General features: G+C 42.4%; 20 protein-coding genes and 1 pseudogene. 18 read left to right on the forward strand and 3 right to left on the reverse strand.

What is annotated here, in order from left to right; translation table 11 throughout:
• Positions 1-18 precede the first annotated feature (18 nt).
• From LK416_12955 to LK416_12980, 6 genes and pseudogenes are all read left to right on the forward strand, one after another.
• Complete coding sequence (locus LK416_12955; protein ID UEA74548.1) at positions 19-165, forward strand: hypothetical protein; 147 nt, start codon at positions 19-21, stop codon at positions 163-165.
• Positions 146-232, forward strand: a pseudogene (locus LK416_12960) (ABC transporter). The gene LK416_12955 and the pseudogene LK416_12960 overlap by 20 nt, the downstream one beginning before the upstream one ends.
• A 208-nt stretch (positions 233-440) precedes the next feature.
• Entirely contained in the window at positions 441-1,499 is a 1,059-nt protein-coding gene (locus LK416_12965; protein UEA75923.1) for an iron-containing alcohol dehydrogenase family protein, read from the forward strand.
• Positions 1,500-1,536: 37 nt separating this feature from the next.
• Complete coding sequence (locus LK416_12970; protein UEA74549.1) at positions 1,537-2,880, forward strand: butyryl-CoA:acetate CoA-transferase; 1,344 nt, start codon at positions 1,537-1,539, stop codon at positions 2,878-2,880.
• A gap of 148 nt (positions 2,881-3,028) precedes the next feature.
• A complete protein-coding gene (locus LK416_12975) occupies positions 3,029-5,143 on the forward strand; it encodes an STAS domain-containing protein (GenBank protein ID UEA74550.1) in 2,115 nt (704 codons plus the stop codon).
• Positions 5,144-5,215: 72 nt separating this feature from the next.
• Positions 5,216-6,067: a hypothetical protein gene (locus tag LK416_12980; GenBank protein UEA74551.1), complete on the forward strand. Its 852-nt coding sequence runs from the start codon at positions 5,216-5,218 to the stop codon at positions 6,065-6,067.
• 223 nt (positions 6,068-6,290) lie between these two features.
• Here the strand turns inward: LK416_12980 and LK416_12985 are convergent, their stop codons facing one another.
• Positions 6,291-7,766 carry a hypothetical protein gene (locus tag LK416_12985; protein UEA74552.1) on the reverse strand — a complete coding sequence of 492 codons (1,476 nt, stop codon included), beginning with the start codon at positions 7,764-7,766 and terminating at the stop codon, positions 6,291-6,293.
• 667 nt (positions 7,767-8,433) lie between these two features.
• Here LK416_12985 and LK416_12990 point away from each other — a divergent pair.
• From LK416_12990 to LK416_13045, 12 genes are all read left to right on the forward strand, one after another.
• Positions 8,434-9,498 (forward strand): ATP-binding cassette domain-containing protein, encoded by a 1,065-nt coding sequence (locus LK416_12990; protein ID UEA74553.1) that lies wholly within the window; start codon positions 8,434-8,436, stop codon positions 9,496-9,498.
• Complete coding sequence (locus LK416_12995) at positions 9,479-10,141, forward strand: ABC transporter permease (GenBank protein ID UEA74554.1); 663 nt, start codon at positions 9,479-9,481, stop codon at positions 10,139-10,141. The genes LK416_12990 and LK416_12995 overlap by 20 nt, the downstream gene beginning before the upstream one ends.
• Before the next feature lie 139 nt (positions 10,142-10,280).
• Positions 10,281-11,123: a MetQ/NlpA family ABC transporter substrate-binding protein gene (locus LK416_13000; protein UEA74555.1), complete on the forward strand. Its 843-nt coding sequence runs from the start codon at positions 10,281-10,283 to the stop codon at positions 11,121-11,123.
• A gap of 804 nt (positions 11,124-11,927) precedes the next feature.
• Positions 11,928-12,590: a response regulator transcription factor gene (locus tag LK416_13005; protein UEA74556.1), complete on the forward strand. Its 663-nt coding sequence runs from the start codon at positions 11,928-11,930 to the stop codon at positions 12,588-12,590.
• Complete coding sequence (locus tag LK416_13010; GenBank protein ID UEA74557.1) at positions 12,587-13,606, forward strand: sensor histidine kinase; 1,020 nt, start codon at positions 12,587-12,589, stop codon at positions 13,604-13,606. Before LK416_13005 ends, LK416_13010 begins: the two co-directional genes overlap by 4 nt.
• A 490-nt stretch (positions 13,607-14,096) precedes the next feature.
• The gene (locus LK416_13015; GenBank protein ID UEA74558.1) at positions 14,097-14,864 is read left to right on the forward strand and encodes an ABC transporter ATP-binding protein; all 768 of its coding nucleotides are present in this window, start codon (positions 14,097-14,099) and stop codon (positions 14,862-14,864) included.
• Positions 14,851-16,917 (forward strand): ABC transporter permease, encoded by a 2,067-nt coding sequence (locus LK416_13020; protein ID UEA74559.1) that lies wholly within the window; start codon positions 14,851-14,853, stop codon positions 16,915-16,917. The genes LK416_13015 and LK416_13020 overlap by 14 nt, the downstream gene beginning before the upstream one ends.
• Positions 16,918-16,998: 81 nt before the next feature.
• Positions 16,999-18,069 carry a tryptophan--tRNA ligase gene (gene trpS, locus LK416_13025; GenBank protein ID UEA74560.1) on the forward strand — a complete coding sequence of 357 codons (1,071 nt, stop codon included), beginning with the start codon at positions 16,999-17,001 and terminating at the stop codon, positions 18,067-18,069.
• A 240-nt stretch (positions 18,070-18,309) separates the two neighbouring features.
• Positions 18,310-19,050, forward strand: coding sequence for a hypothetical protein (locus LK416_13030; GenBank protein UEA74561.1), 741 nt, complete (start codon positions 18,310-18,312; stop codon positions 19,048-19,050).
• A gap of 159 nt (positions 19,051-19,209) precedes the next feature.
• Positions 19,210-19,824: a hypothetical protein gene (locus LK416_13035; GenBank protein UEA74562.1), complete on the forward strand. Its 615-nt coding sequence runs from the start codon at positions 19,210-19,212 to the stop codon at positions 19,822-19,824.
• A 29-nt stretch (positions 19,825-19,853) separates the two neighbouring features.
• Positions 19,854-20,117, forward strand: a complete 264-nt coding sequence (locus LK416_13040) for a PAS domain-containing protein (GenBank protein UEA74563.1) — start codon at positions 19,854-19,856, stop codon at positions 20,115-20,117.
• Positions 20,118-20,253: 136 nt separating this feature from the next.
• Entirely contained in the window at positions 20,254-20,844 is a 591-nt protein-coding gene (locus LK416_13045; protein ID UEA74564.1) for a zinc dependent phospholipase C family protein, read from the forward strand.
• A 91-nt stretch (positions 20,845-20,935) separates the two neighbouring features.
• Here LK416_13045 and LK416_13050 read toward each other — a convergent pair whose 3' ends face one another.
• Together LK416_13050 and LK416_13055 are read right to left on the reverse strand one after the other, a co-directional pair.
• The gene (locus LK416_13050; protein ID UEA74565.1) at positions 20,936-21,517 is read right to left on the reverse strand and encodes a chromate transporter; all 582 of its coding nucleotides are present in this window, start codon (positions 21,515-21,517) and stop codon (positions 20,936-20,938) included.
• Entirely contained in the window at positions 21,514-22,080 is a 567-nt protein-coding gene (locus LK416_13055; protein ID UEA74566.1) for a chromate transporter, read from the reverse strand. The genes LK416_13050 and LK416_13055 overlap by 4 nt, the downstream gene beginning before the upstream one ends.
• Positions 22,081-22,258: the final 178 nt, after the last annotated feature.

The following is a 22,258-nucleotide window of genomic DNA, read 5'->3' on the forward strand; positions in this document are numbered from 1 at the left end:
AGTAACAGGAGGTTAACTATGAAAGAAAAGAAACAAAGTGCATTGTCCAGACTCATGGGCATAGCAGGAGGACATAAGTATTTTACCTGTGCGTCCTGTGTTCTTGCGATCCTTGCTGCTTGGATCGCATTGATACCATTTTATGATATTTATCATTGCACATAGAATGCGTACGGTAGATGGTGTTGATAAGATCGTTGTGTTGAAGGATGGCGTAGTTGCGGAGCAGGGGGATATATATATTTATTACGCAGAGCACTTTCATTTGTATTTCCACTGCTCTATGTTAGTGTTGGCCTGAATGGAATAAGTTGCAGTTTGGGTTAAAATAGGGTATGTTGAATATAGAATCGTGCAAAATATAGAGTAATGCAGAAATTTTGAATAAGAGAATGTATAATAAATTACAGGACTATAGGAGGTTGGCGATTATGGCGAAGATTGATACCAGGGAGATACAGATACCATCGATATTAAAGGTGGAGAAAGATCTGCTCAGACGGATCGGGGGTTATCTTGCAGATGAGGGAATCTACAAGGTTGTGATCCTGTTTGGCAATGGGTTGATCGATATGTTTGGACATACGGTGATGGAGGGTATGTCAGACAGCGGTGTTGAGGTACTCCAATATATGGAGATGGATACCGTTCGGATCGACGATCTGGTGCAGCTTGCATTTTCATTCCCGAATACAGCACAGGCAGTGCTTGGTATCGGAGGCGGTAAGGTGGTTGATGCGGCCAAATATTGTGGCTTCTTAAGAAAACTGCCATTCATCAGTGTGCCGACATCGGCATCCAGTGATGGATTTTCCAGTGCCAGCGCATCTCTGATCGTGGAGGGACGACGCAAATCCGTACCGGCAGGGATCGCATATGGAATCTTTGCAGATATCGATGTGATAAAGGGGGCACCGGAGGCATTTCTGTTTTCCGGTATCGGTGATATGGTATCGAAGATCACGGCACTTTATGACTGGAATTTTGAAGAAGCACATGGACATGGTTCGGTAAATGACTTTGCGATGATGATATCGAAGAAGGCGGTCAACAGCTTTGTGCGGACACCGTTTAAAGACATTCACGATGAACGGTTTATCAAAGAACTATTAGATTCTCTTGCCATGAGCGGTGTGGCAAATGAGATTGCAGGAGACAGTGCGCCGACCAGTGGAAGTGAGCATCTGATATCACATGCATTGGATCAGATGTTGGAACGTCCGCAGCTTCATGGTATTCAGGTCGGAGTTGCAACATATCTGATGAGTGTTGTTCAGGATCACAGATATGAGCGGATCAATACGGTATTTACAGATACCGGATTCTGGGATTATGTGAAGACAGTCGGCATGAAGCGGGAAGATTTCATCCGTGCGATCGAAAAAGCACCGGCTATAAAACCATTCCGGTATACTTATCTTCACGAAGAACAGTACCAAAAGAAAGCGATAGAAGTATTGCAGTCAGACACGAAGCTGTCGGAGGTTTTACAGGCATAATTTGTGTCAGGGACGGATAAGCGAAGGAGGGAACAGTATGACATACGAACATTTTTTAGAGGAATACAGACGAAAACTCCGCACACCGGAGGAAGCGGTTTCCGTTGTAAAAGATGGTGACTGGGTGGATTATACCTGTTCACTTGGAAAGCCGGAGATCCTGGATCGTGCATTGGCGAAACGTAGAGACGAGCTGTTTGATGTTAAGATCCGTGGTAATCTGATCTCAGGGCCGATCGCAGTTGCAGAATGTGATGAGAGTCAGGAGCATTTTACTTATCACAGCTGGCATTGTTCAGCATATGAGCGATCGTTATGTGATCGTGGACTCTGCTATTATATTCCGATGGTATTTCATAATAATGCAGCATATTATGAGTATTTTCTTAAGGTAAATGTAGTTATGCTCAGTGTGTCACCGATGGATCGGCATGGATATTTTAATTATTCGGTCAATACCGGAGTGGCAGCACCAATCGTGCGTGCGGCAGATATCGTGATCGTAGAGATCAATGAGAATCTTCCGAAGGTTCGCGGCGGTTATGATGAGTGTATCCATATTTCGGATATTGATTATATCGTGGAAGGAGAGCATGAACCGTATCCGGATATGCTGATGCCGGAGCCGACTGCAGTTGATCGTAAGATTGCGGAACTGATCATTCCTTATATCGTGGATGGAGCAACCCTGCAGATCGGTATTGGAAGTATGCCGAATGCACTGGGTGATATTATTGCGGAGTCTGATCTGAAGGATCTTGGTATGCATACGGAGCTTTGCAGTGATGCATATCTGAAAATGTATCTGGCGGGAAAGCTCACGAACAAATACAAGCAGATCGATCGCGGAAAAGGAGTATTTGGTTGTGCGGTCGGAAGCAAGAACCTATATGATTGGATTGATGATAATCCGGGAGTTGCGGCATATCCGTTAGAGTACGTGAATCGTCCTGGGGTGATCGGTGAGATTGATAACATGGTTTCCATCAATAGCTGTGTTGCTGTTGATCTGTATGGTCAGGTGGCAGCGGAGAGTGCAGGTGTCAGACAGATATCCGGAACCGGTGGACAGCTGGATTTCCTCGTTGGTGCATCTGCATCTAAGGGAGGTAAAGCATTTATCTGCATGAGTTCTGTGTACAAGGACAGTAAAGGGGTGGTTCATTCAAGAATTCATCCACAGTTTAATGGAGATATCGTTACTTCTCCAAGAAGTCAGGTTTATTTTCTGGCAACAGAATATGGGGTTGTGAATCTGGAAGGCCGTTCAACATGGGAGCGGGCAGAGGCTCTGGTATCGATCGCACACCCTGATTTCAGAGATGAATTGATCAGGGAAGCGGAAGCAAGAAAGATTTGGCGGAGATCCGGCCGGAGATAGACGGCGGATGGTGAAATTGATATATGTCATATATCAGATGGTTGATAACAGGGGGCTGAATAAAAGAAAGGCGAAGATAATGGTTGTGCATAGCTCCACTTTTCTTTTATAATGGCAGTATAATAATATACAGATATAAGAGGCAGAGATGAAGATAACATTAGCGGCTACATTACGTCATTATGATAAGAAAAATTTCATAAAGGATCTTCTTGCAGGTATTATTATCATGGCAGTATCCATTCCGATCTCCATGGGATATGCGCAGATTGCCGGACTTCCTGCGGTCTATGGACTGTATGGTTCGGTATTTCCGATCTTGATATTTGCTCTGTTCTCGACATCGCCTCAGTTTATTTTTGGAGTGGATGCAGCTCCGGCAGCCCTTATTGGGTCGGCATTGTTAAGCCTTCATATAGAGAGTGGATCAGAGGAGGCAATGGCGGTTGTTCCGGTACTGACCTTCTTTGTGGCATTGTGGCTTCTGGCGTTTTATATTATGAAAGCAGGGAAACTGGTCAACTATATATCGGCACCGGTTATGGGCGGATTCATTACCGGAATCTGTACGACTATTATACTAATGCAGGTACCGAAGCTGATGGGAGGATCGGCAGGAACCGGAGAGTTTTTTGAGCTGGCAGAACATATTATAAAGACAGCCAAAGATATCAACTGGCAGTCGGTGGTACTGGGACTTGCGGCTCTTGTGCTATTGCTGGTATGTAAGAAGCTGATCCCGAAATTTCCGATGGCGGTTCTTTTGATGATAGCCGGTGCAGGCATGACATACCTGCTTCCTATAGAGGACTGGGGTGTACAGACACTTGCATCTGTTGATACCGGACTCCCACGCTGGGCGGTTCCGGATTTTAGTGTGATATCGATCCGTGAGGCTGTAACGATCAGCCTGTCGGTAGCAGTCGTTATAATGGCAGAGACACTTCTGGCGGAGAATAATTTTGCGCAGAAGAATGGTTACCGGATCAATGATAACCAGGAGATTCTGGCATTTTCAATGGGGAATTTCCTTGCGGCATTTACCGGTTGTTGTCCGATCAATGGCTCGGTATCAAGAACGGCAATGGGAGAACAGTATCAGGCAAAGACACAGCTTACCGCTATCATAGCAGGTCTTTCCATGATCGTTGTTCTGGTCTGTGCAACCGGATTTATCGGTTATCTTCCGGTTCCTGTGCTTACAGCTATTGTAATATCAGCGTTGCTTGGAGCAACGGAATTTGATCTTGCGGCAAGACTCTTTAAAGTCAGCCGTACAGAATGCCTGATCTTTTTCGGGGCATTCTTTGGTGTGCTGTTACTTGGCACGATCAACGGTGTATTGATCGGCATTCTTCTTTCGTTTACAGAGATGATCATACGGACAGCCAAGCCTGCAAGATGTTTCCTTGGAATCCAGCCGGGGCACAAGCATTTCCGGGATCTGAAGGAGAGCAGCCAGATCCATGCAATCTCCGGTGTACTGATCTATCGGTTCAGCAGCAATCTGTTCTTTGCGAATATACAGATCCTCCAGAGAGATATTGAAGATCATATCACGCCTGAGACAAAGGCGGTTATCATAGATGCCAGTGGAATCGGCAGTATCGATATAACAGCGGCTGACAGGATCGCCATGTTATATCAGTCGTTAAAGGATAAGGGAATCCGTTTCTACATGACAGAGCATATCGCAGATGTGAATGAACAGCTGCGTAAGCTGGGACTTGGTTATCTGATTGAGGAAGGCTGTGTCAGACGAACAGTACATATTGCCTTAAAGGATATGGGAATTAAGCGACCATATCCATTAGAGGGTGATGTAGACAATCAGCCGAGAAGTGCGTCCAGAAAGCGTGCAGATAACAGGGTTCAGGAATTTGTCTGGGCGTTTGGAGCGGAGAGTGAAGATGAGATAGAGAAGCAGATCAGACTTCAGATCGAGCATTTGAAACAGACCGGAGATGTTGATGAGCTTTTGCATGGAAGCTGGTCACATATGGAAGCTATGGATGAGGATGAGTGGTTAGAGCATCTGGAAGAGCATCTGAAGGAGATCGTTCATATATCAGGTAAGGATGAGAAAACGATTGCCAGACGCTTCGAGGAGCATCGTAGAGAGATCCATGACCGTATTGCAAAGGAACATCCGGAGCTTGCGGAGAAGTTTAAAGAACGAAGACATTTGCTGGATGAGCATTTGAAAGAAAAACATCCTGAGGTTTATGAGTTGGTCGTAAAACTCCGGGAGAAAGATAATTAATAAAAATAACAAAATAATAATTCTGTCATATATTGTACTATACCTGAATATAAGAAAGGAAGAGAGCAATTTATGGCACAGTTTACCAATCAGGCACAGCTTCGCTATGGTAATTCCATAGCAAATTCCAATATAGCAGTCGGAGAACTGCTGGAGGTATTGTCAGCAAGCAAGACCGCAGTCAGAAAGACATATGGTCAGAATGATACCGTAACGTATATTATAACGATTGTAAATTCCGGTACGACTGCATTTAATGGTCTGACAGTTACAGATAATCTGGGCGCATACACATTTGGAACAGAAACACTGACTCCGCTCACTTATATGGCTGATAGTGTGAAATATTATGTAAATGGAGTGCTTCAGTCAACACCAGTTGTTGTTGCAGAACCATCACTTGCAATTTCAGGGCTGACAGTTCCTGCAGGGGGCAATATCACAGTTGCTTATGAGACAGAGGTGAATGCATTTGCACCGATGGATGCAGCAGGAACGATCACGAATACAGCAGTTGTATCCGGTGGTGGCATTACTCCGATCACGGTAACAGAGACGATCGGTACAGAGAGTACGCCGATCCTTACAATCACGAAGTCTGTAAGTCCGGTTCCTGTAACAGAAAACGGAACATTGACCTATACTTTCCTGATCCAGAATGCAGGAAGTGCACCGGCAGATATCGGAACCGATGCGGTGATAGTGGATACCTTTAATCCGCTTTTGTCAAACCTTGCAGTATCCTTTAATGGAACGGCATGGGCAGAGACAACAAACTATACCTATGATGAGACAACAGGAGTGTTTACAACGATTGCGGGTCAGATCACAGTCCCGGCTGCAACCTATACACAGAATCCGGCTACCGGTGTATGGACGGCGGATCCGGGTGTCAGTACTCTGGTTGTAAAAGGCACGATCTAGGGATTTTGAACATGACAGAATAGCGCAAAACAGAGAAATAAAATCCTGTAATGCTACTATGATAATATAGTAAGATCACAAAGACGGCGGCTTCTTTGACCTGTAAGAAGCCGCCGCCTGTCTATAAATTACCCCTCATATGAATAAAGTGAACATCAAATGATGTAACAATAAAAACAATTAAATATTACCATGCTGATGTACAAAAAACCAGAAGTGGCATTTATAAAGTTGAATCTGCCACTCGATTTTCATTTTCAGAAATCAGCTTTTGTATCTCATTTCTGACAAGGGTATTATCTAAAATATAATCTTCAAAATCTACCGAGTGAAAGGTATAGGTTAAAGCATGAATAATATCCGGATCAGATACACAGATAATAAAATCCAGTTCTTTATTTGGAACAAGCAGGGCATATTGATCTGGATATAAAAGAAATGCCCAGTTATCCGATACCGGAATTTTTTCGGTATCAAGGACAAAGAGGTTCCTGTCAAGCCGTGCCTCTAACTGTTCCAGAGCATTGATAATATCTGACGTGTTTGCTTCCACATAGAATCCGGATTCGGAAATCACATGATTTCTTGCAAATTCCCGGATGCCGTCCAGTGTGATGCCTTCACTGGCATTCATTTGCTGCATGAAATGAAAATGCTGTTTTAGGGTTTCCTTGAATTCTTCAGGAACATATTTCTCAACCAGATCATCGGTCACCATCAGGCAGGCACCGGGATGCTTCTGGATAAAGATCACTTCTTCTGCAGGAATGGATCTTGCCTGAAACTGTGGAAGCTCCTTCTGGCTGAAGCTGGACAGAAATGGTTTCGCATGGTCAAATACGGAAGCGAATTCTTCCCGCATTAATCCGATAAGGCTCGGATCGGTCAACAGACAACCTTTGTTGGCATCGGCATTTAGCAGGAGACTGGCATCATCCGTTATGATATAGAACGGGAAAAGTACACCGGAGTTCTTGCTGACTTTTTGTTCATTGGAATAATAGTAAATGTTATAGGTGATGTTGGGTTCTTTTGTAAGAATCGATTCTAACAGCGTGGCAAATCCGTCCAGTTTTTCAGTGATGTCATTCGGATTTTTTGTTTGAAAATGCAGTATCTGGGAAATTGTTGCATTTTGAAATTTCCCAGAAGTGATAAGTGATTGAATGCTGGAAAACAGTTTGATCCGTGATGACAGATCGAACGGAAGTGATACCTGTAAATGATTGTTTTCTTTTTTGCTGGCGTGTATTAAGAATTTAGTCAGACCACAGATGATCTCATCCGTGGAGTGATAAAGTATAGTTTCTGTGGCAGCCTGTGACTGATCTGTATCAATCGGATTGTCAGGTAGTTTATTTTGTAATTCCTGTGAGCGGGAAGGTGTCTGGTTGTTAGATGCATTGGTATCTATATATGGAGAACCGATCACCCTCAGACATTTCTCTGTGAATTTCAGGTAATGATAATTGGTCTCACCAAGCCGTTCCAGATAAAAGGCATCATATAAAGCCATCTCATCGGCAGCAGATATATCAAGCTGGCGGATAATACTTGTAATCTGATCTTTTGTGGGAATACGTTTGCCGCTCAAGATCTGATAGAAGCTTGAACGGTCGATCCCGGTTTCATTGATCAGAGAATTTTTCGTTACGGATTGTGAATCGATGATTGAATTTAATAATGAATGAAATGACATGCAGTTATACCGGCAATAACTTTAGATTAGTAAAACATGGAAGTAAATATGTAATGTTAAACCAATCTTCCTCCTAACAATAGTATTTACATCTGTATAGTTTAACTGAAAACGTAATATGTGTCAACATCATTGCGTGCAACAAGAGAAGACAAGTGTAGTTTTCTACTGATTCAACAAGAGCTGGGAGTATAAATCATACTGCATATTTGTTGGCTATAAGAAAAACTTATAGCCAGTCAAATATATATCCTATAACTTAAATAGGATATAATGGTTGACAACCGGAAAAACGGACGCTATAATCATGAAACATGAAAGGAACAAAATAGATAAAACATATCAACATAGTATGAAAAGTTCCTGAGAATAAATCACAGAGAATTTACAAGGAGGATAAGCATATGGGCTCAGAAAAAATCATGACAACTGCAAAGAACAATATGTGTTGCTGCCGGATGATGCGTGATTGTATGGCGTTTATTTCATATGCTTTGAACACCTGATTTGTTAGATATATAGTATTGTTTATCATATAACAAAGGGCAGTTGTCATAAGCATATGATGACTGCCTTTTGTTATGCGGCAGGATGGTATCTATTACATGGATAAAGTAGAAGACTGTCTGATTTATAATAGGAAAAGAACTTGAAAGGGGAGAACAATATGGCAATTATTCAGATCGAGCATGTGTCGAAGACGTTTCAGACCAAAGACGGAACGATCGATGCTTTAAAGGATGTATCACTGAATATTGAAGCTGGCGACATTTATGGAATCATCGGAATGTCCGGTGCAGGAAAAAGTACCCTGGTACGATGTATCAATCATATAGAAGTACCGACATCGGGAACGGTCGTGGTACAGGATAAGGAGCTTGGTGGTCTGTCAGATAAAGAGCTTCGTAAACAGAGAGAACATATCGGTATGATCTTCCAGCATTTTAATCTGCTGATGCAGAAATCGGTTCTTGATAATGTATGTTTTCCACTGTTCATTCAGGGAAAATCAAAGGCAGAGGCGAGAAAAAAGGCATATGAGCTGTTAGAGATCGTTGGTTTGCGGGATCGTGCAAAAGCATATCCTTCACAGTTGTCCGGTGGACAGAAGCAGAGAGTTGCGATTGCAAGAGCACTTGCATCCGATCCGCAGATCCTGCTTTGTGATGAGGCAACCAGTGCACTTGATCCACAGACGACATCATCGATTCTGGAATTGTTAAAGGACATTAACCAGAGATTTGGAATCACGATCGTTGTTATCACTCACCAGATGGCGGTTGTCCGAGAAATCTGTAATCAGGTAGCGATCATGAAGGATGGTCAGGTCGTTGAGCATGGTAGAACGATTGATATCTTTAATCATCCAAAGTCCGAAGTAGCCAGAGAGCTGTTACAGAAGGATGAAGGAAATGCTACAGAGCCGAAGACGTTAAAAACGGCTGACCGCATAAAGAATGGAACCAGAATCCGAATTGTATACACGGAGAATTCAGCATTTGAACCGGTAATTGCAAATATGATCCTGACATTTAAGGAGCCGGTCAATATCTTAAAAGCAGCGACAAAGAATGTCGGAGGAGTGGCGAAGGGTGAAATGATACTTGAGCTTCCGAAGGGTTCGACAAATGTTGCAGCGATGGAAAAGTACCTGAAAGAACGGGGATTGGAGCTTGAAGAATTAAGTGACAATGTGAATGGAGGTGAGGAACATGTGGACGGAACAAATTAGAGAAATGATCTTAAATGGTATCTTAGAGACACTTTATATGACAGTTGTTTCTACATTGTTTGGATATGTATTCGGACTTCCGATGGGCGTGCTCCTCTGTATCAGCGATAAAGACGGACTGAAACCGCATCCGGTTTTGTATAAAATTCTTGATTTTATCGCAAATATCGTTCGAAGCGTACCATTCCTGATCCTGTTGATCTTATTGATCCCATTTACCAGATTTCTTCTTGGTAAGAGTTACGGATCGACAGCAACGATCGTACCGCTTACGGTAGCAGCTATTCCGTTTATCGCAAGAATGGTAGAGTCATCCTTGAAGGAAGTTGACAACGGAGTTGTTGAGGCTGCCCGTGCGATGGGTGCGGGAACGATGAGGATCATCCTTCGTGTGCTCCTTGTAGAAGCAAGAACATCGCTGATCACCGGAGCAACGATCGCGATCGGAACCATCCTTGGTTATTCTGCGATGGCAGGTGCAGTTGGAGGTGGTGGACTTGGTGATATCGCAGTCCGCTATGGATATTACAGATACCAGACAGATATCATGATCGTGACAGTTATCTTACTGATCGTGATCGTTCAGATCTTCCAGTCAGTCGGAATGCTGATCGCAAACCGATTAGACCGGAGAAAATCATAATCAGATAAACCCTGACCATGACAGCCGGATCAGTGCCGGAGCGTTATTGGCGGTTTACAAACAGATGTCAGGAAAGTGCACACCGGGCATCCAATATATAAAAATGAAAAGAAAAAATAAAGAAAGAGAGGAATCTTCCATGAAAAAGACATTTAAGAAATTATTAGCACTTACATTAACAGGCGTATTAGTAGCAGGAGCCCTTTCAGGCTGCGGCAAGAAAGAAGATAAAGACAGCAAAACAGATTCAAAGACAATTACGATTGCAGCATCTGCAACACCACATGCTGAGATTCTCGAGTATGCAAAGACAGCATTAAAGGAAAAAGGATATGATCTTCAGGTTACAGTATTTGATGATTATGTAAAGCCAAATGAGGTTGTAGAAAGCGGCGAGTTCGATGCAAACTACTTCCAGCATGTTCCATACCTTGAGAGCTTCAATGAAGAAAAAGGTACACACCTTGTAGTTGCCGGCAAGATCCACTATGAGCCATTCGGTATCTATCCGGGTACAAAGAAAAGTTTAGACGAGATCGCTGACGGTGATTCTATTGCAGTTCCGAATGATACAACAAATGAAGCAAGAGCCCTTCTGTTATTACAGGACAACGGAATCATCAAGTTAAAGGATGGCGCAGGTATCAATGCAACTGTTAATGATATCGAAGAAAACCCACACAATGTAGAAATCGTTGAACTTGAGGCAGCACAGGTTGCCAGAGTTGTAAACGAGACAGCGTATGTCGTTTTAAATGGTAACTATGCACTTGCAGCAGGCTTCTCAGTAGGAAAAGATGCTCTTGCATATGAGCAGAATGATTCAGAAGCAGCTAAGACCTATGTAAACGTTATCGCTGTTAAGGAAGGCAACGAAAACAACGAAGCAATCAAGGCACTCGTTGACGTATTAAAGTCTGACGACGTAAAGAACTACATCAAAGAAACTTACGATGGAGCAGTTCTTCCTTACGAGGAATAATATTTAGCAACAATCCAAACTATAAAAAGCCATTAGAGCAATAAGAGAAAAATTCATGTATTTTTTATTCAGCTTGCGCACTGATTTGTCAGCAGTCGCCCTAACTCACCCTGACGGGTTCAGACAAGGGCTTGGTGCTGACAGTTAGCGCAAGCTTCATTACAAAAATACTATGAACATTTTTCTTCTTATTTGCCTAATGGCTTTTTTTAGCTTGGATTGTTGCGTTGCATTTTTATCTCCTCGTAAGGAAGAGTTGCAGCCCTAACTCACCCTGACGGGTTCAGACAAGGGCTTGGTGCTGACAGTTAGCACAAACTTTATCGCGAATCCTTCATGAATGTTTTTTCACCATATCTGTTTCAGGGCTTTTTATTGCGAGATGATATTCGCTATCTTTCTTTACGATGGGCTTATACTTTGTTATGCAATATAAAATTTCCCGACTACTGTATTGATAAGACATTCACGGAGTTTTCGTAATTCTGCTTGCGCTAACTGTCAGCATCAAGCCCTTGTTTGAACCCGTCAGGGTGAGTTAGGGCGACTGCTGACAAATCAGTGCGCGAGCTGAATAGAAAACGGAGTGAGTCTTTCAATTACAGTAGTCGGGAGAATTTTATATGTTTAATAGAGATTATCCCTCGTAAAGAAAGATAGCGCATAGAAGTGGTGGCAGAAAGCCCTGAAACAAATATGGTGAAAAGTTTTTGGGGTATGCTATAATGATGCCGACAGGCAACTGGGTAGTGTGGCTGCCTGTTGGGTAAATATAGGCGATAAAAGGAGCCGGTAGAGAGCGTTATGAAAAAGATTTTTATTGTGGAAGATGATAAGAGCATATGCATGGAGCTTGTTGAGATTTTGGAGAACGAAGGCTATGCAGCATCCTATCTGACTGATTTTGAACATTCAAAAGAAGAGATTCTGGCAGCAGGTGCAGATCTTATTTTGATGGATATTAATATTCCGGGCATAAATGGCAGAAATCTGTTAAAGGAGATCCGGAAGGAATCGGATATCCCGGTTATCATGGTAACTAGTCGTACATCAGAGATGGACGAGGTTCTGTCGATGAGCTATGGGGCAGATGATTATATCACGAAGCCGTATAATCCGACGATCCTGTTGCTGCGGATCGCAGCAGTGCTGAAACGGATGGAGGGAAGCCAGAATGCAGCATCCTATCGTGGAGCAGAGGTGAATTTCAGCAAAGGGACAATCCGGCTTGGTGAGAAAGAACAGGTTCTGACGAAGAATGAGATGATCATTTTCCAACGGTTGTTAAGCAGTAAGGACAAGATCGTATCCAGAGATGAGATCATGACAGATCTCTGGGATAATGAAGAATATGTAAATGATAATGCACTTACGGTTAATATCAGCAGGCTTCGGACAAAGCTTGCGGAGCTTGGACTGCCGGATGCGATCGAGACAAGAAAGAAACAGGGGTATCGTCTGATATGAGAATTTGGGAATATATAAAAGATAAAGCGGGTATTCTGATCGGTTATCTGTTATTTATAGCGATTATGTTAATTGCTTTTCGTGCGATGCGGACACCAGGGGAGTTGACGGTGATCTTTCTTGTGCTGACAGTTTTGCTTCTGGTAACTGTCATATTAACAGACTATATAAAACGCAGACATTTCTATAATTCCCTTTATGCACATATGGAGCGGTTGGATCAGAAATATCTGGTCATGGATACGTTAGAGGAGCCGGGTTTCTATGAGGGAAAGCTGGTCTATGAGGCGTTATATGAGATCAACAAATCCATGACAGAGCATGTGAAGGAGTACCGGCAGAGTGTGGATGATTTCAAGGATTTTATCGAGATATGGGTGCATGAGATCAAACTGCCGATCGCAAGTCTGGTATTGATGTGCCACAATAATCAGGATAAGATACCGAAGAAATACGAAGATCAGGTGAACCGTCTGGATGCATATGCCGATCAGGTGCTGTATTATGTCCGGGCAGAGCATGCGAGCAAAGATTATCGGTTTGATTCAGTGCGAATCAAGTCGGTTGTGAATAAAGTGGCGTTGAAGAATAAAGATATGTTGCTGGAGAGTGACATTTGTCTGGATGTGCATGACGTTGATGTCAGCGTTACGACAGATGCCAAATGGCTGGAATTCATGATAAACCAGATCATGAGCAACAGCATCAAATATATAAAGCCGGATGAGGATCGGCAGATCCGGATCTGGACGACAAAAGCAGGCGACGATATCACACTCCATATCAGAGATAATGGAATCGGAATTTCCGAAGCAGACCTTCCTCGCGTTTGCGAAAAATCGTTCACCGGTGAGAACGGACGTCGTTTTGCCAAGTCAACAGGTATGGGCTTATATATCGTAAAAGGTCTGTGCGACCAGCTAGGACACCATCTTACCATCACTTCCAAAGAAAATATCGGAACAGACGTCGCTGTAACCTTTGGCGGAAACGACTATTATCTGGTGGATGAATAAAACTATACTTTACCATGTGCCCCTTATCTGACAGACAGATAAAGAATGCCCAATATCTTAACCTTACAAAACTGTAACCTTCTGTAACATAAGAAAAACGACCCTCTCCCTTGAAAACGATATACTCACACTTGTAAACAGGAGATGTGGTGTTGACAGGATCAACAGCTCTTAACTCAGTTATTAATAGAAAATGGTGTGTGGGTAAATCGTTTTAGTATTTCGTGGATGTTTTTATGGGGCTGTTGTTCTGACAGTGAGCAATACCTAAAATCCATAGAGCAGCCGACTGAGTGTTCTGCTATCCTGTGCCATGTCGTCGGAGCAATGGTTTTATTGCGACAGAGACATGTGCAGATAGGATGGCAGAACATGAGGAAAGGCAAACGTGATTTTACGGGATGCTCACTGGTGGAACAATGGTCACAAAAAACATGTAAGTGTTACCTGAACGATTTAGTCACACACCGGATAGCAAGGAGAGATAAAAGTGGAAACAATTTTAAAGATTGAGAATATCGAAAAGTATTACGGCAACAAATCTAACATTACAAAAGCCATTGATAACATTTCATTTAGTGTAGAAAAAGGTGAGTACGTTGCGATCATGGGAGCATCCGGAAGTGGAAAGACGACACTGCTTAACTGCATTTCCACCATAGACCGTGTCAGCAGCGGTCATATCTATGTAGGAAGAGATGATATCACAAAGCTTCGCGGCAACCAGTTGAACCGCTTCCGCCGGGAAGAACTGGGATTTATCTTTCAGGATTTCAATCTGTTAGATACACTGACAGCATATGAGAACATTGCACTGGCGTTATCGATACAGAACACTCCTGCAAAGAAGATTGATGAAAAGATAAAGAAGATCGCAAAGGAGCTTGCGATCGAAGAAGTCCTGAATAAATATCCATATCAGATGTCCGGTGGTCAGAAACAGAGAGTGGCATCTGCGAGAGCGATCATTACGAACCCGAAGCTGATCCTTGCCGATGAACCGACCGGAGCACTGGATTCCAAATCCGCAAAGCTGTTGCTTGAAAGTCTGAAACATCTGAATGAAGAACTGTCAGCTACGATTCTGATGGTAACACATGATTCCTTTACCGCAAGTTATGCCGGTCGCATCCTGTTCATCAAGGACGGTAAAGTATTCCATGAACTTCGCCGTGGAGCAGACAGCCGAAAAGAATTCTTCAACAAGATCATAGATGTCGTAACTTTGCTTGGAGGTGACTTAAATGACGCTATTTAAGTTATCCCTTAGTAATATGAAGAAAAGCCTGAAGGACTATGCAATCTATTTCTTCACTTTAGTTCTTGGCGTAGCAATCTTCTATATTTTTAATGCGATCGAGACACAGACGGCGATGATGAGGATCTCCAAAGATACCAGAGAAATTGTAGAGCTGATGGCAAATATCATTTCCGGTGTCAGCGTATTCATTGCATTTGTGCTTGGTTTCCTGATAATATATGCCAGCCGATTCCTGATGAAACGGCGTAACAAAGAATTTGGATTGTATCTGCTGCTTGGAATGGGCAAATGGAAGGTATCAAAGATGCTGTTTATCGAGACACTGATCATCGGTCTGGTTTCACTTGGTGTTGGGCTTCTTTCCGGTGTCGGAATTTCCCAGCTTACCAGTCTGTTAGTTGCAAATATGTTTGAAGCGGATATGTCTTCTTATAATTTTGTATTTTCAAGTTCCGCATTTGTAAAGACCTGTTTCTATTTTGCTATCATCTATGTGGTTGTGATTCTGTTTAATACGATCGCGATCGGACGCTGCAAATTGATCGACCTGTTCCAGAGTGGCAGAAGATCAGAGACTGTTAAGATGAAAAATCCGTGGATATCGGTATTCGTATTTCTCCTTTCCGTAGCAGGACTTGGATATGCATATTACCAGATCAATTCAAATACAACAGAGCTCTATATGAAAGATATCTATTTCTGTATCGGGCTTGGATGTGTCTGCACATTTTTGTTTTTCTGGTCGATTTCCGGTATGTTGTTCCGGTTAGTTTCTTCCATGAAACGTGTTTATTATAAAGGGCTGAATTCATTTGTCATCCGTCAGATGAGCAGTCGTGTAAATACAAATGTACTGTCAATCTCGATCATTTGTATTATGTTATTTGTTACGATCTGCGTGCTGACTTCGGCGCTTACGATCCGAAATGGTTTGAATGAGGGGTTAAGAAGGTATGCTACCGTTGATGTAAATATTACCAGACAGGTAAGAAGCTCCGATTATGATGTTGAAGCCGGTAAGGGTGCGGATGAGGATGCTTATTATGATCCGACATGGGATAAACGCGATATTTGCGATATATATAAGGAACATGGAATTGATTTGCGGTCTATGTTTTCAGCCTATGAAGATGTGTATATATACTCATTGCCGGATTTCACATACGGGGATACGTTCAGTGAGCAGGCGAAGGGTGAGTTCCTTGGTGACCAGCCGGTGTATGGTATGATGGATGTTATGGAAAATGTCATGACAGTGTCCGATTATAATCGTGTGGCAAAGCTGTGTGGTTTTGAAACTGTGTCGATCAAAGATGATGAATACGGAGTTGTGGCAAATTACAAGCAGATGGTGAAATACAGAGATATGTCATTGCAGGCTGGTACGATGATTCAGGTAAATGGTTATGAACTGAAGCCGGGAATGAGCAAATGTCAGGCTGGTGATGTCCAGATCTCTACGCAGGCGATTAATACTGGTATCATTATTGTGCCGGATGGGGTGCTTACAGGAGTAACTCCAATCTCTGAAAGCTTGCTTGCAATCTATAATACGACCGATACGGATAAGATCATGGCGAGAAATGAACATATCAATCTGGATGATGACCCGGATGTCAGGCTGAGTCTGAATACGAAAGAAAATGTAAAAGCTGCCAGTATCGGACTTGGCGCGATCGCATCCTTTATCGGCTTATATATTGGAATGATCTTCCTGATCTCCGGTGCAGCGATCCTTGCATTAAAGGAATTGTCAGAAAGCACCGATAATGTGGAACGATATAAGATGCTTCGAAAGTTGGGTGTGGATCAGAAGATGATCAATCATGCGTTATTTGCACAGATGGGTCTGTTCTTCCTGTTTCCGCTTGCACTTGCAGTCATTCATTCAATATTTGGATTGAAATTCAGCAGACAGATCCTTTCACTGATGGGAACCGATGACATGGGAGCAGCCATGCTTATGACCGTTGTTGTTCTGGTTGTGATCTATGGCGGATATTTCCTGATCACCTATTTCAGTGGCAGAAAGATCATCAGTGAACAGTAGGGTTTCCTTGACGATGACAGTATCTCGCGGTATAATTGGGGGCAGGATTATCGAACGAAGAAATGAAGGAGACTTTTTAAGATGAGTAGAATTATTTTAACCGGTGACCGCCCTACAGGACGACTTCACGTTGGACATTATGTTGGTTCCCTTTCTGAGCGTGTAAAGCTTCAGAATTCAGGAAACTATGACGAGATATATATAATGATTGCAGATGCACAGGCACTTACAGATAATGCCGAGCATCCGGAGAAGGTAAGACAGAACATTATCCAGGTTGCACTTGATTATCTGGCATGTGGGATCGATCCTGAGAAATCAACGATCTTCATTCAGTCCATGGTTCCGGAACTGACAGAATTATCTTTCTATTATATGAATCTCGTTACAGTATCTCGTGTACAGAGAAATCCTACTGTAAAATCCGAGATCAAGATGCGTAATTTTGAAGCAAGTATTCCGGTTGGATTCTTCTGCTATCCGATCAGTCAGGCAGCAGATATCACGGCTTTCCGTGCAACAGAAGTGCCGGTTGGTGAAGATCAGCTTCCTATGCTGGAACAGTGCAAGGAGATCGTTCACAAATTCAATTCCGTATATGGCGAAACTCTGACAGATCCTGAGATCGTATTACCGTCTAACAAAGCGTGTCTCAGACTTCCGGGTATTGATGGAAAAGCAAAGATGAGCAAATCTCTTGGCAACTGCATCTATCTTTCCGATGAAGCAGATGAAGTAAAGAAGAAGGTTATGTCCATGTATACAGATCCAAATCATATCCGTGTGGAGGATCCGGGACAGATCGAGGGAAATTCCGTATTTACATATCTGGATGCATTCTGTCGTCCGGAGCATTTTGAACAGTTCCTGCCGGATTATAAGAATCTGGATGAACTGAAGGAGCATTACAGCCGTGGTGGTCTTGGTGATGTTAAGGTGAAGAAGTTCCTGAACAATGTATTACAGGCAGAGCTTACACCGATCCGTGAACGTCGTAAGATGTGGGAGAGCCGTATTCCGGATGTTCTTGACATCTTAAAGGCAGGAAGCGAGGCTGCACAGAAGAAAGCAGCAGCAACTCTTCATGATGTACGTTCTGCTATGAAGATCAATTACTTTGATGCAGACGGGCTAGAGAATGATTATAAATAAAATTGACAGACATAAGAGGACGGTCGTGAAAACGGCCGTCCTTTTGTCGTACAGCAAAAAGTTGGAAAAGTTGCAAAAATGGAGCATAATAAGGTTGGAAAAGTTGCAAAAATAAGGCATAATAAGGTTGGAAAAGTTGCAAAAAATGTTCCTGGATCGGATGAAGTTAGAGCGAACGATATATAAATTAGATCTGACAGGTTTACAGGGGTAAAATAAATATATGGGGAGACACCGGATATGAAAAAGACGATTTTATTATTAGGGGCAGTTGGAGTGCTTATGATGACAGGGTGTGCCGATGAAGGTATCACGACAGATTATGGAGAATGGGTAGCTACATCCGAATACAGTATGGATGGAACAACTGAGAATTACCGGACAATAGAAGTAGATGCGACAGCGGAGAAGACAGAAGCAGCATCAGAAAAAGAAGCGGGGGAAAGTTCAGATCATATGAATACACAGAAAAAAGACAGCACAACAGAAAAGACAGATGGGACAGAGGAAACGAGATATTCGTGCGAAAATTATACATTTTATAGAGTAAATGATGATGTGGACCTGGCAGGCAGTTATTTGTTGTTAAATGTGTATGAGGACGAAGCACTTGCAGAATATCATGGCCTGTTCATTGGTCAGATCGTTACATTATTTGGCGATAAGGAGACAACCGAGAATAATGAGGAGTTACTGGACTATACGATCGCGGCAGAAGATAAGGATGGTAAGGTGATCTATCTGACTTTATATTATGGGGCGTCAGGACCGGCGATCGGTGGCTTTGATGGTGACGAATATATGGCGGCTGCAGAAGAGCTGGAGAAGCTTGTCAGAACGACAGAGCCGATTGACTATGAGTGCACCAGTGTCTATGAGGATCTTGGTATGACAATCCGAATGGGAACCAGAAATGGACGAGGTTTTTATGAAACCGAGATGCCGGAAGGTATGGAAGACTTTTATAATGATATGTATTAATGAAAGACAATCGGATAAAAAGAAAACTGTATGAAACACATACAATAAGGTATAATGAATACAGACAGATTAACCCATATGCAAGACAGCGGTTTTATATATGATAAAGATCTGACAATGTGCCAGGATGTTACGCCAAATACATCTGAGGGGCGAAGCATGATGTATGCAATAACCTGGAATAATTCCGGAACAAAGATGATCCAGGTAGGAATAGAACCGAAGCGCCTGATTGATGAGATGAATCAGAATCAGAATCAGATATCGGTAGTTATTTCCAATATGCCGATGTATACAGGCATCAATATATTTGTTGCGGATAGTGGAGATGGCAAAATCCTTGGAAGTACAAAAGCAGCAATGGTTGGTAAAACGCTGAATGATGTCGGTATATCCCGTGATAAGGTTACTGAACAGGCAGATGTCCCTGCAATATGCTACAGGAACATAGATGGTATTGTGAGCCGGTGCGCTTTCGACCGGACAGATGACTATATCGTTGTGGTTACCTGCAATTTACTTTCGAATATAAAGACAGATGTTATCATAATGGTGATTATGATCGTGTATTTCATAATTGCTGCGAAAGGCAGTGGGAGAATTTTGAGGAACTTGCAGAGCAGGCGGATGAGAGAATGTATGTCTGTAAGGCAGAATACTACAGTAAAAAGGGAGAAGACCAGAGAAAATTGCAGGCGGCACATAATGCACTTACAAAGCTATATACTAAAGTACTTATCATTAATCTTATACAGAATTCATATCAGATTGTAAGTATTGACAGAGAAAGCTTAAAGAACAGTGTGTTTTCGGCAAAGCTTTCAGACTGGTTTGAGACATTTGCAAATTCAGATGAATTGCATCCGGATGACAGACAGGCATTTTTGCAGAAGACTGCACTTCAAAATCTAAAAAAGAATATCAATGGCACCGGAAAGTCATACAGCATCATATACAGGAGAAAATATGGCGAAGAGTATAAGGATACAATGATGGAGATCCTGGCTGCGGAAGACTATACGGATGATAGTCAGGTATGTTACCTCTGTGTAAGATGTCTTGGTTAGTGTAAAAATTGTTAGAAAATTTTTCTAATTTCAAGAAAATTCTGTGAAATGGCTTGTATTTCATACTTCCTGCGGTAAAATATAGATAGGAACAACGGAAAAGTTGTGCCGAGTTAAAAGTGGGAAGGAGACTGATATGAAAAAAAGAAGTCATTTATTTGTAACCAGAGAAATCATAGAACAGGTTCCACAGAACAAAAGGAAGTGGTTATTGTTAGGCAGTATTCTGCCGGATATATTGGTTCATACCTATATTAAGAAGCATACCTGGAAAAGTTCATTTGATAATACAGTGAACCGGATACAGAAGCTGGAAGAAAAGGGGAAGAACAGCAGATATTCTTTCCTGAAACTCGGATATGTACTTCATTATGTGGAGGATTTCTTCACATATGCGCATAACTCCATTTTTGAAGGCGGATTTTCTGAACATGTTGCATATGAAAGTGGATTTCAGAAGTTTTTATTTGGACATGGACATGTAGAACAGGAAGAAACGAGCCGGATCGGGGAAATGGTTCATTCCGTGGAGGAAGCGGTCGAGTATCTGAAGAAAAAACATGCACTGTATATGACGGAGGCCGGAGATAATGAAACGGATGCACGCTATATTCGGAATGCATCAAAAACCATCGGTACGTTTCTGGTACGGGCATTTGCCATGAACAGTTTGGCAGCAGAGGAGTATGTTCCGGCATACGCACTTGCTCCATCCTATCGAAAATAAAAGGCAGAGCAATCTGATATAAAAGGATAATTATGACTGCCAATGAAAAATATGAAGTCACCTGATACTTTGCATTGTATCAGGTGACTTTTTATCTGATGTGTTCGGCAATCACGGATACCACGATTCCCAGAACCGCGGAAAGCAGGATCAGAGAGATCGCTGACAGCTTCTGCTTCCATTTGCGCCGGATGAAGAAATAGATTCCTGCAAGCAGGCACAGAATAATGATAGCAGGGATATTCACATCATATTCGGATAAGCTGACATACCCGGTAGACTTTAACAGCATGTTGATTCCGGTTGCAAGGATCAGGGCCAGGATAACCGGTTTGATGCCATACAGAAAGCCCTGCACGTAGGTATTTTTCGTCAGATTTTTTATAACTGCGGCAATTAATAATATAATGAAAAAGGACGGCGTGATGACACCGAGAGTAGCGACGATACCGCCCGGAAGTCCTGCCTGCGTCGATCCGACATAGGTCGCCATGTTGACTGCGATCGGACCCGGTGTAGATTCACAGACACCGATAAAATTGTAAAAGGCATCTTCACTCATCCAGTTATGGCGGATGACAGCATCCTGGATCAGCGGTATCATGCCGAAGCCGCCTCCGAAGCTGAACAGTCCTACTTTAAAGAATTCAATAAACAATGTCAGATATATCATTTATCTGCATCCTCCTTTCGGATCCTTTTAAAAGAGGTACAGAAAATTCCGATGATGCCGCCTGCGAGGATCAGAAGAATTGCATTAACGGATTTGGAAAGCAGTTCTCCGATCACCATGATTATAAAAGTAACTACAAATACAAGAACCGGTATTTTTTTTCGGTCGAGTGTTTTCATCATGCTGATTCCGGTTGTAAGGATCAGAAAAGCAACGGCACATTTAATGCCAACGAAGGCATATGCTACATATTTATTTGCAATGAAAGCATCAAAAAACAGAGAAATGACAAATATAATAATAACGGATGGGATACAGACACCGAGGGTGGCTGCCAGACTTCCGCGGAAGCCTCTTTGTTTATAACCAACAAAAGTAGCGAGGTTGATCGCCAACGGCCCGGGTGTTGATTCAGCGATCGCAATCACTTCGATCAGTTCGTCTTCCGTGAGCCAGTTTCGTTTTGCAACTACTTCTTCCCGGATCTGTGCGATCATCGCATAACCGCCTCCAAATGTAAATAATCCGATTTTGAAAAAATTAATAAATAAAGAAAATAACATATCAAATCCTCCAGACAGGAGTATAGCACAGAATCAAACTAAACTTTAGATAAAATTTTCAAATATCACTGTACATATAGAAAAAAGATGTTACAATCAAGATTGACGCTATAATAAAGTGAGCGTTTTATGCACAAAAAGTATGTATAATATATAGCCGAAGTCGGTGGAGGTAAGT

The organism is Lachnospiraceae bacterium GAM79, assembly GCA_020735665.1.
Classification (GTDB): domain Bacteria; phylum Bacillota; class Clostridia; order Lachnospirales; family Lachnospiraceae; genus Coprococcus.

What these genes read in the sequence shown, in the direction of transcription:
- LK416_13030 (UEA74561.1), top strand. Translation starts at nt 18,310, where the DNA reads ATGAAAAAGACGATTTTATTATTAGGGGCAGTTGGAGTGCTTATGATG.
- trpS (UEA74560.1), top strand. Translation starts at nt 16,999, where the DNA reads ATGAGTAGAATTATTTTAACCGGTGACCGCCCTACAGGACGACTTCAC.
- LK416_13005 (UEA74556.1), top strand. Translation starts at nt 11,928, where the DNA reads ATGAAAAAGATTTTTATTGTGGAAGATGATAAGAGCATATGCATGGAG.
- LK416_13010 (UEA74557.1), top strand. Translation starts at nt 12,587, where the DNA reads ATGAGAATTTGGGAATATATAAAAGATAAAGCGGGTATTCTGATCGGT.
- LK416_13000 (UEA74555.1), top strand. Translation starts at nt 10,281, where the DNA reads ATGAAAAAGACATTTAAGAAATTATTAGCACTTACATTAACAGGCGTA.
- LK416_13020 (UEA74559.1), top strand. Translation starts at nt 14,851, where the DNA reads ATGACGCTATTTAAGTTATCCCTTAGTAATATGAAGAAAAGCCTGAAG.
- LK416_12990 (UEA74553.1), top strand. Translation starts at nt 8,434, where the DNA reads ATGGCAATTATTCAGATCGAGCATGTGTCGAAGACGTTTCAGACCAAA.
- LK416_12995 (UEA74554.1), top strand. Translation starts at nt 9,479, where the DNA reads ATGTGGACGGAACAAATTAGAGAAATGATCTTAAATGGTATCTTAGAG.
- LK416_12980 (UEA74551.1), top strand. Translation starts at nt 5,216, where the DNA reads ATGGCACAGTTTACCAATCAGGCACAGCTTCGCTATGGTAATTCCATA.
- LK416_12955 (UEA74548.1), top strand. Translation starts at nt 19, where the DNA reads ATGAAAGAAAAGAAACAAAGTGCATTGTCCAGACTCATGGGCATAGCA.
- LK416_12970 (UEA74549.1), top strand. Translation starts at nt 1,537, where the DNA reads ATGACATACGAACATTTTTTAGAGGAATACAGACGAAAACTCCGCACA.
- LK416_13035 (UEA74562.1), top strand. Translation starts at nt 19,210, where the DNA reads ATGATGTATGCAATAACCTGGAATAATTCCGGAACAAAGATGATCCAG.
- LK416_13055 (UEA74566.1), bottom strand. Translation starts at nt 22,080, where the DNA reads ATGTTATTTTCTTTATTTATTAATTTTTTCAAAATCGGATTATTTACA.
- LK416_13045 (UEA74564.1), top strand. Translation starts at nt 20,254, where the DNA reads ATGAAAAAAAGAAGTCATTTATTTGTAACCAGAGAAATCATAGAACAG.
- LK416_12975 (UEA74550.1), top strand. Translation starts at nt 3,029, where the DNA reads ATGAAGATAACATTAGCGGCTACATTACGTCATTATGATAAGAAAAAT.
- LK416_12985 (UEA74552.1), bottom strand. Translation starts at nt 7,766, where the DNA reads ATGTCATTTCATTCATTATTAAATTCAATCATCGATTCACAATCCGTA.
- LK416_13050 (UEA74565.1), bottom strand. Translation starts at nt 21,517, where the DNA reads ATGATATATCTGACATTGTTTATTGAATTCTTTAAAGTAGGACTGTTC.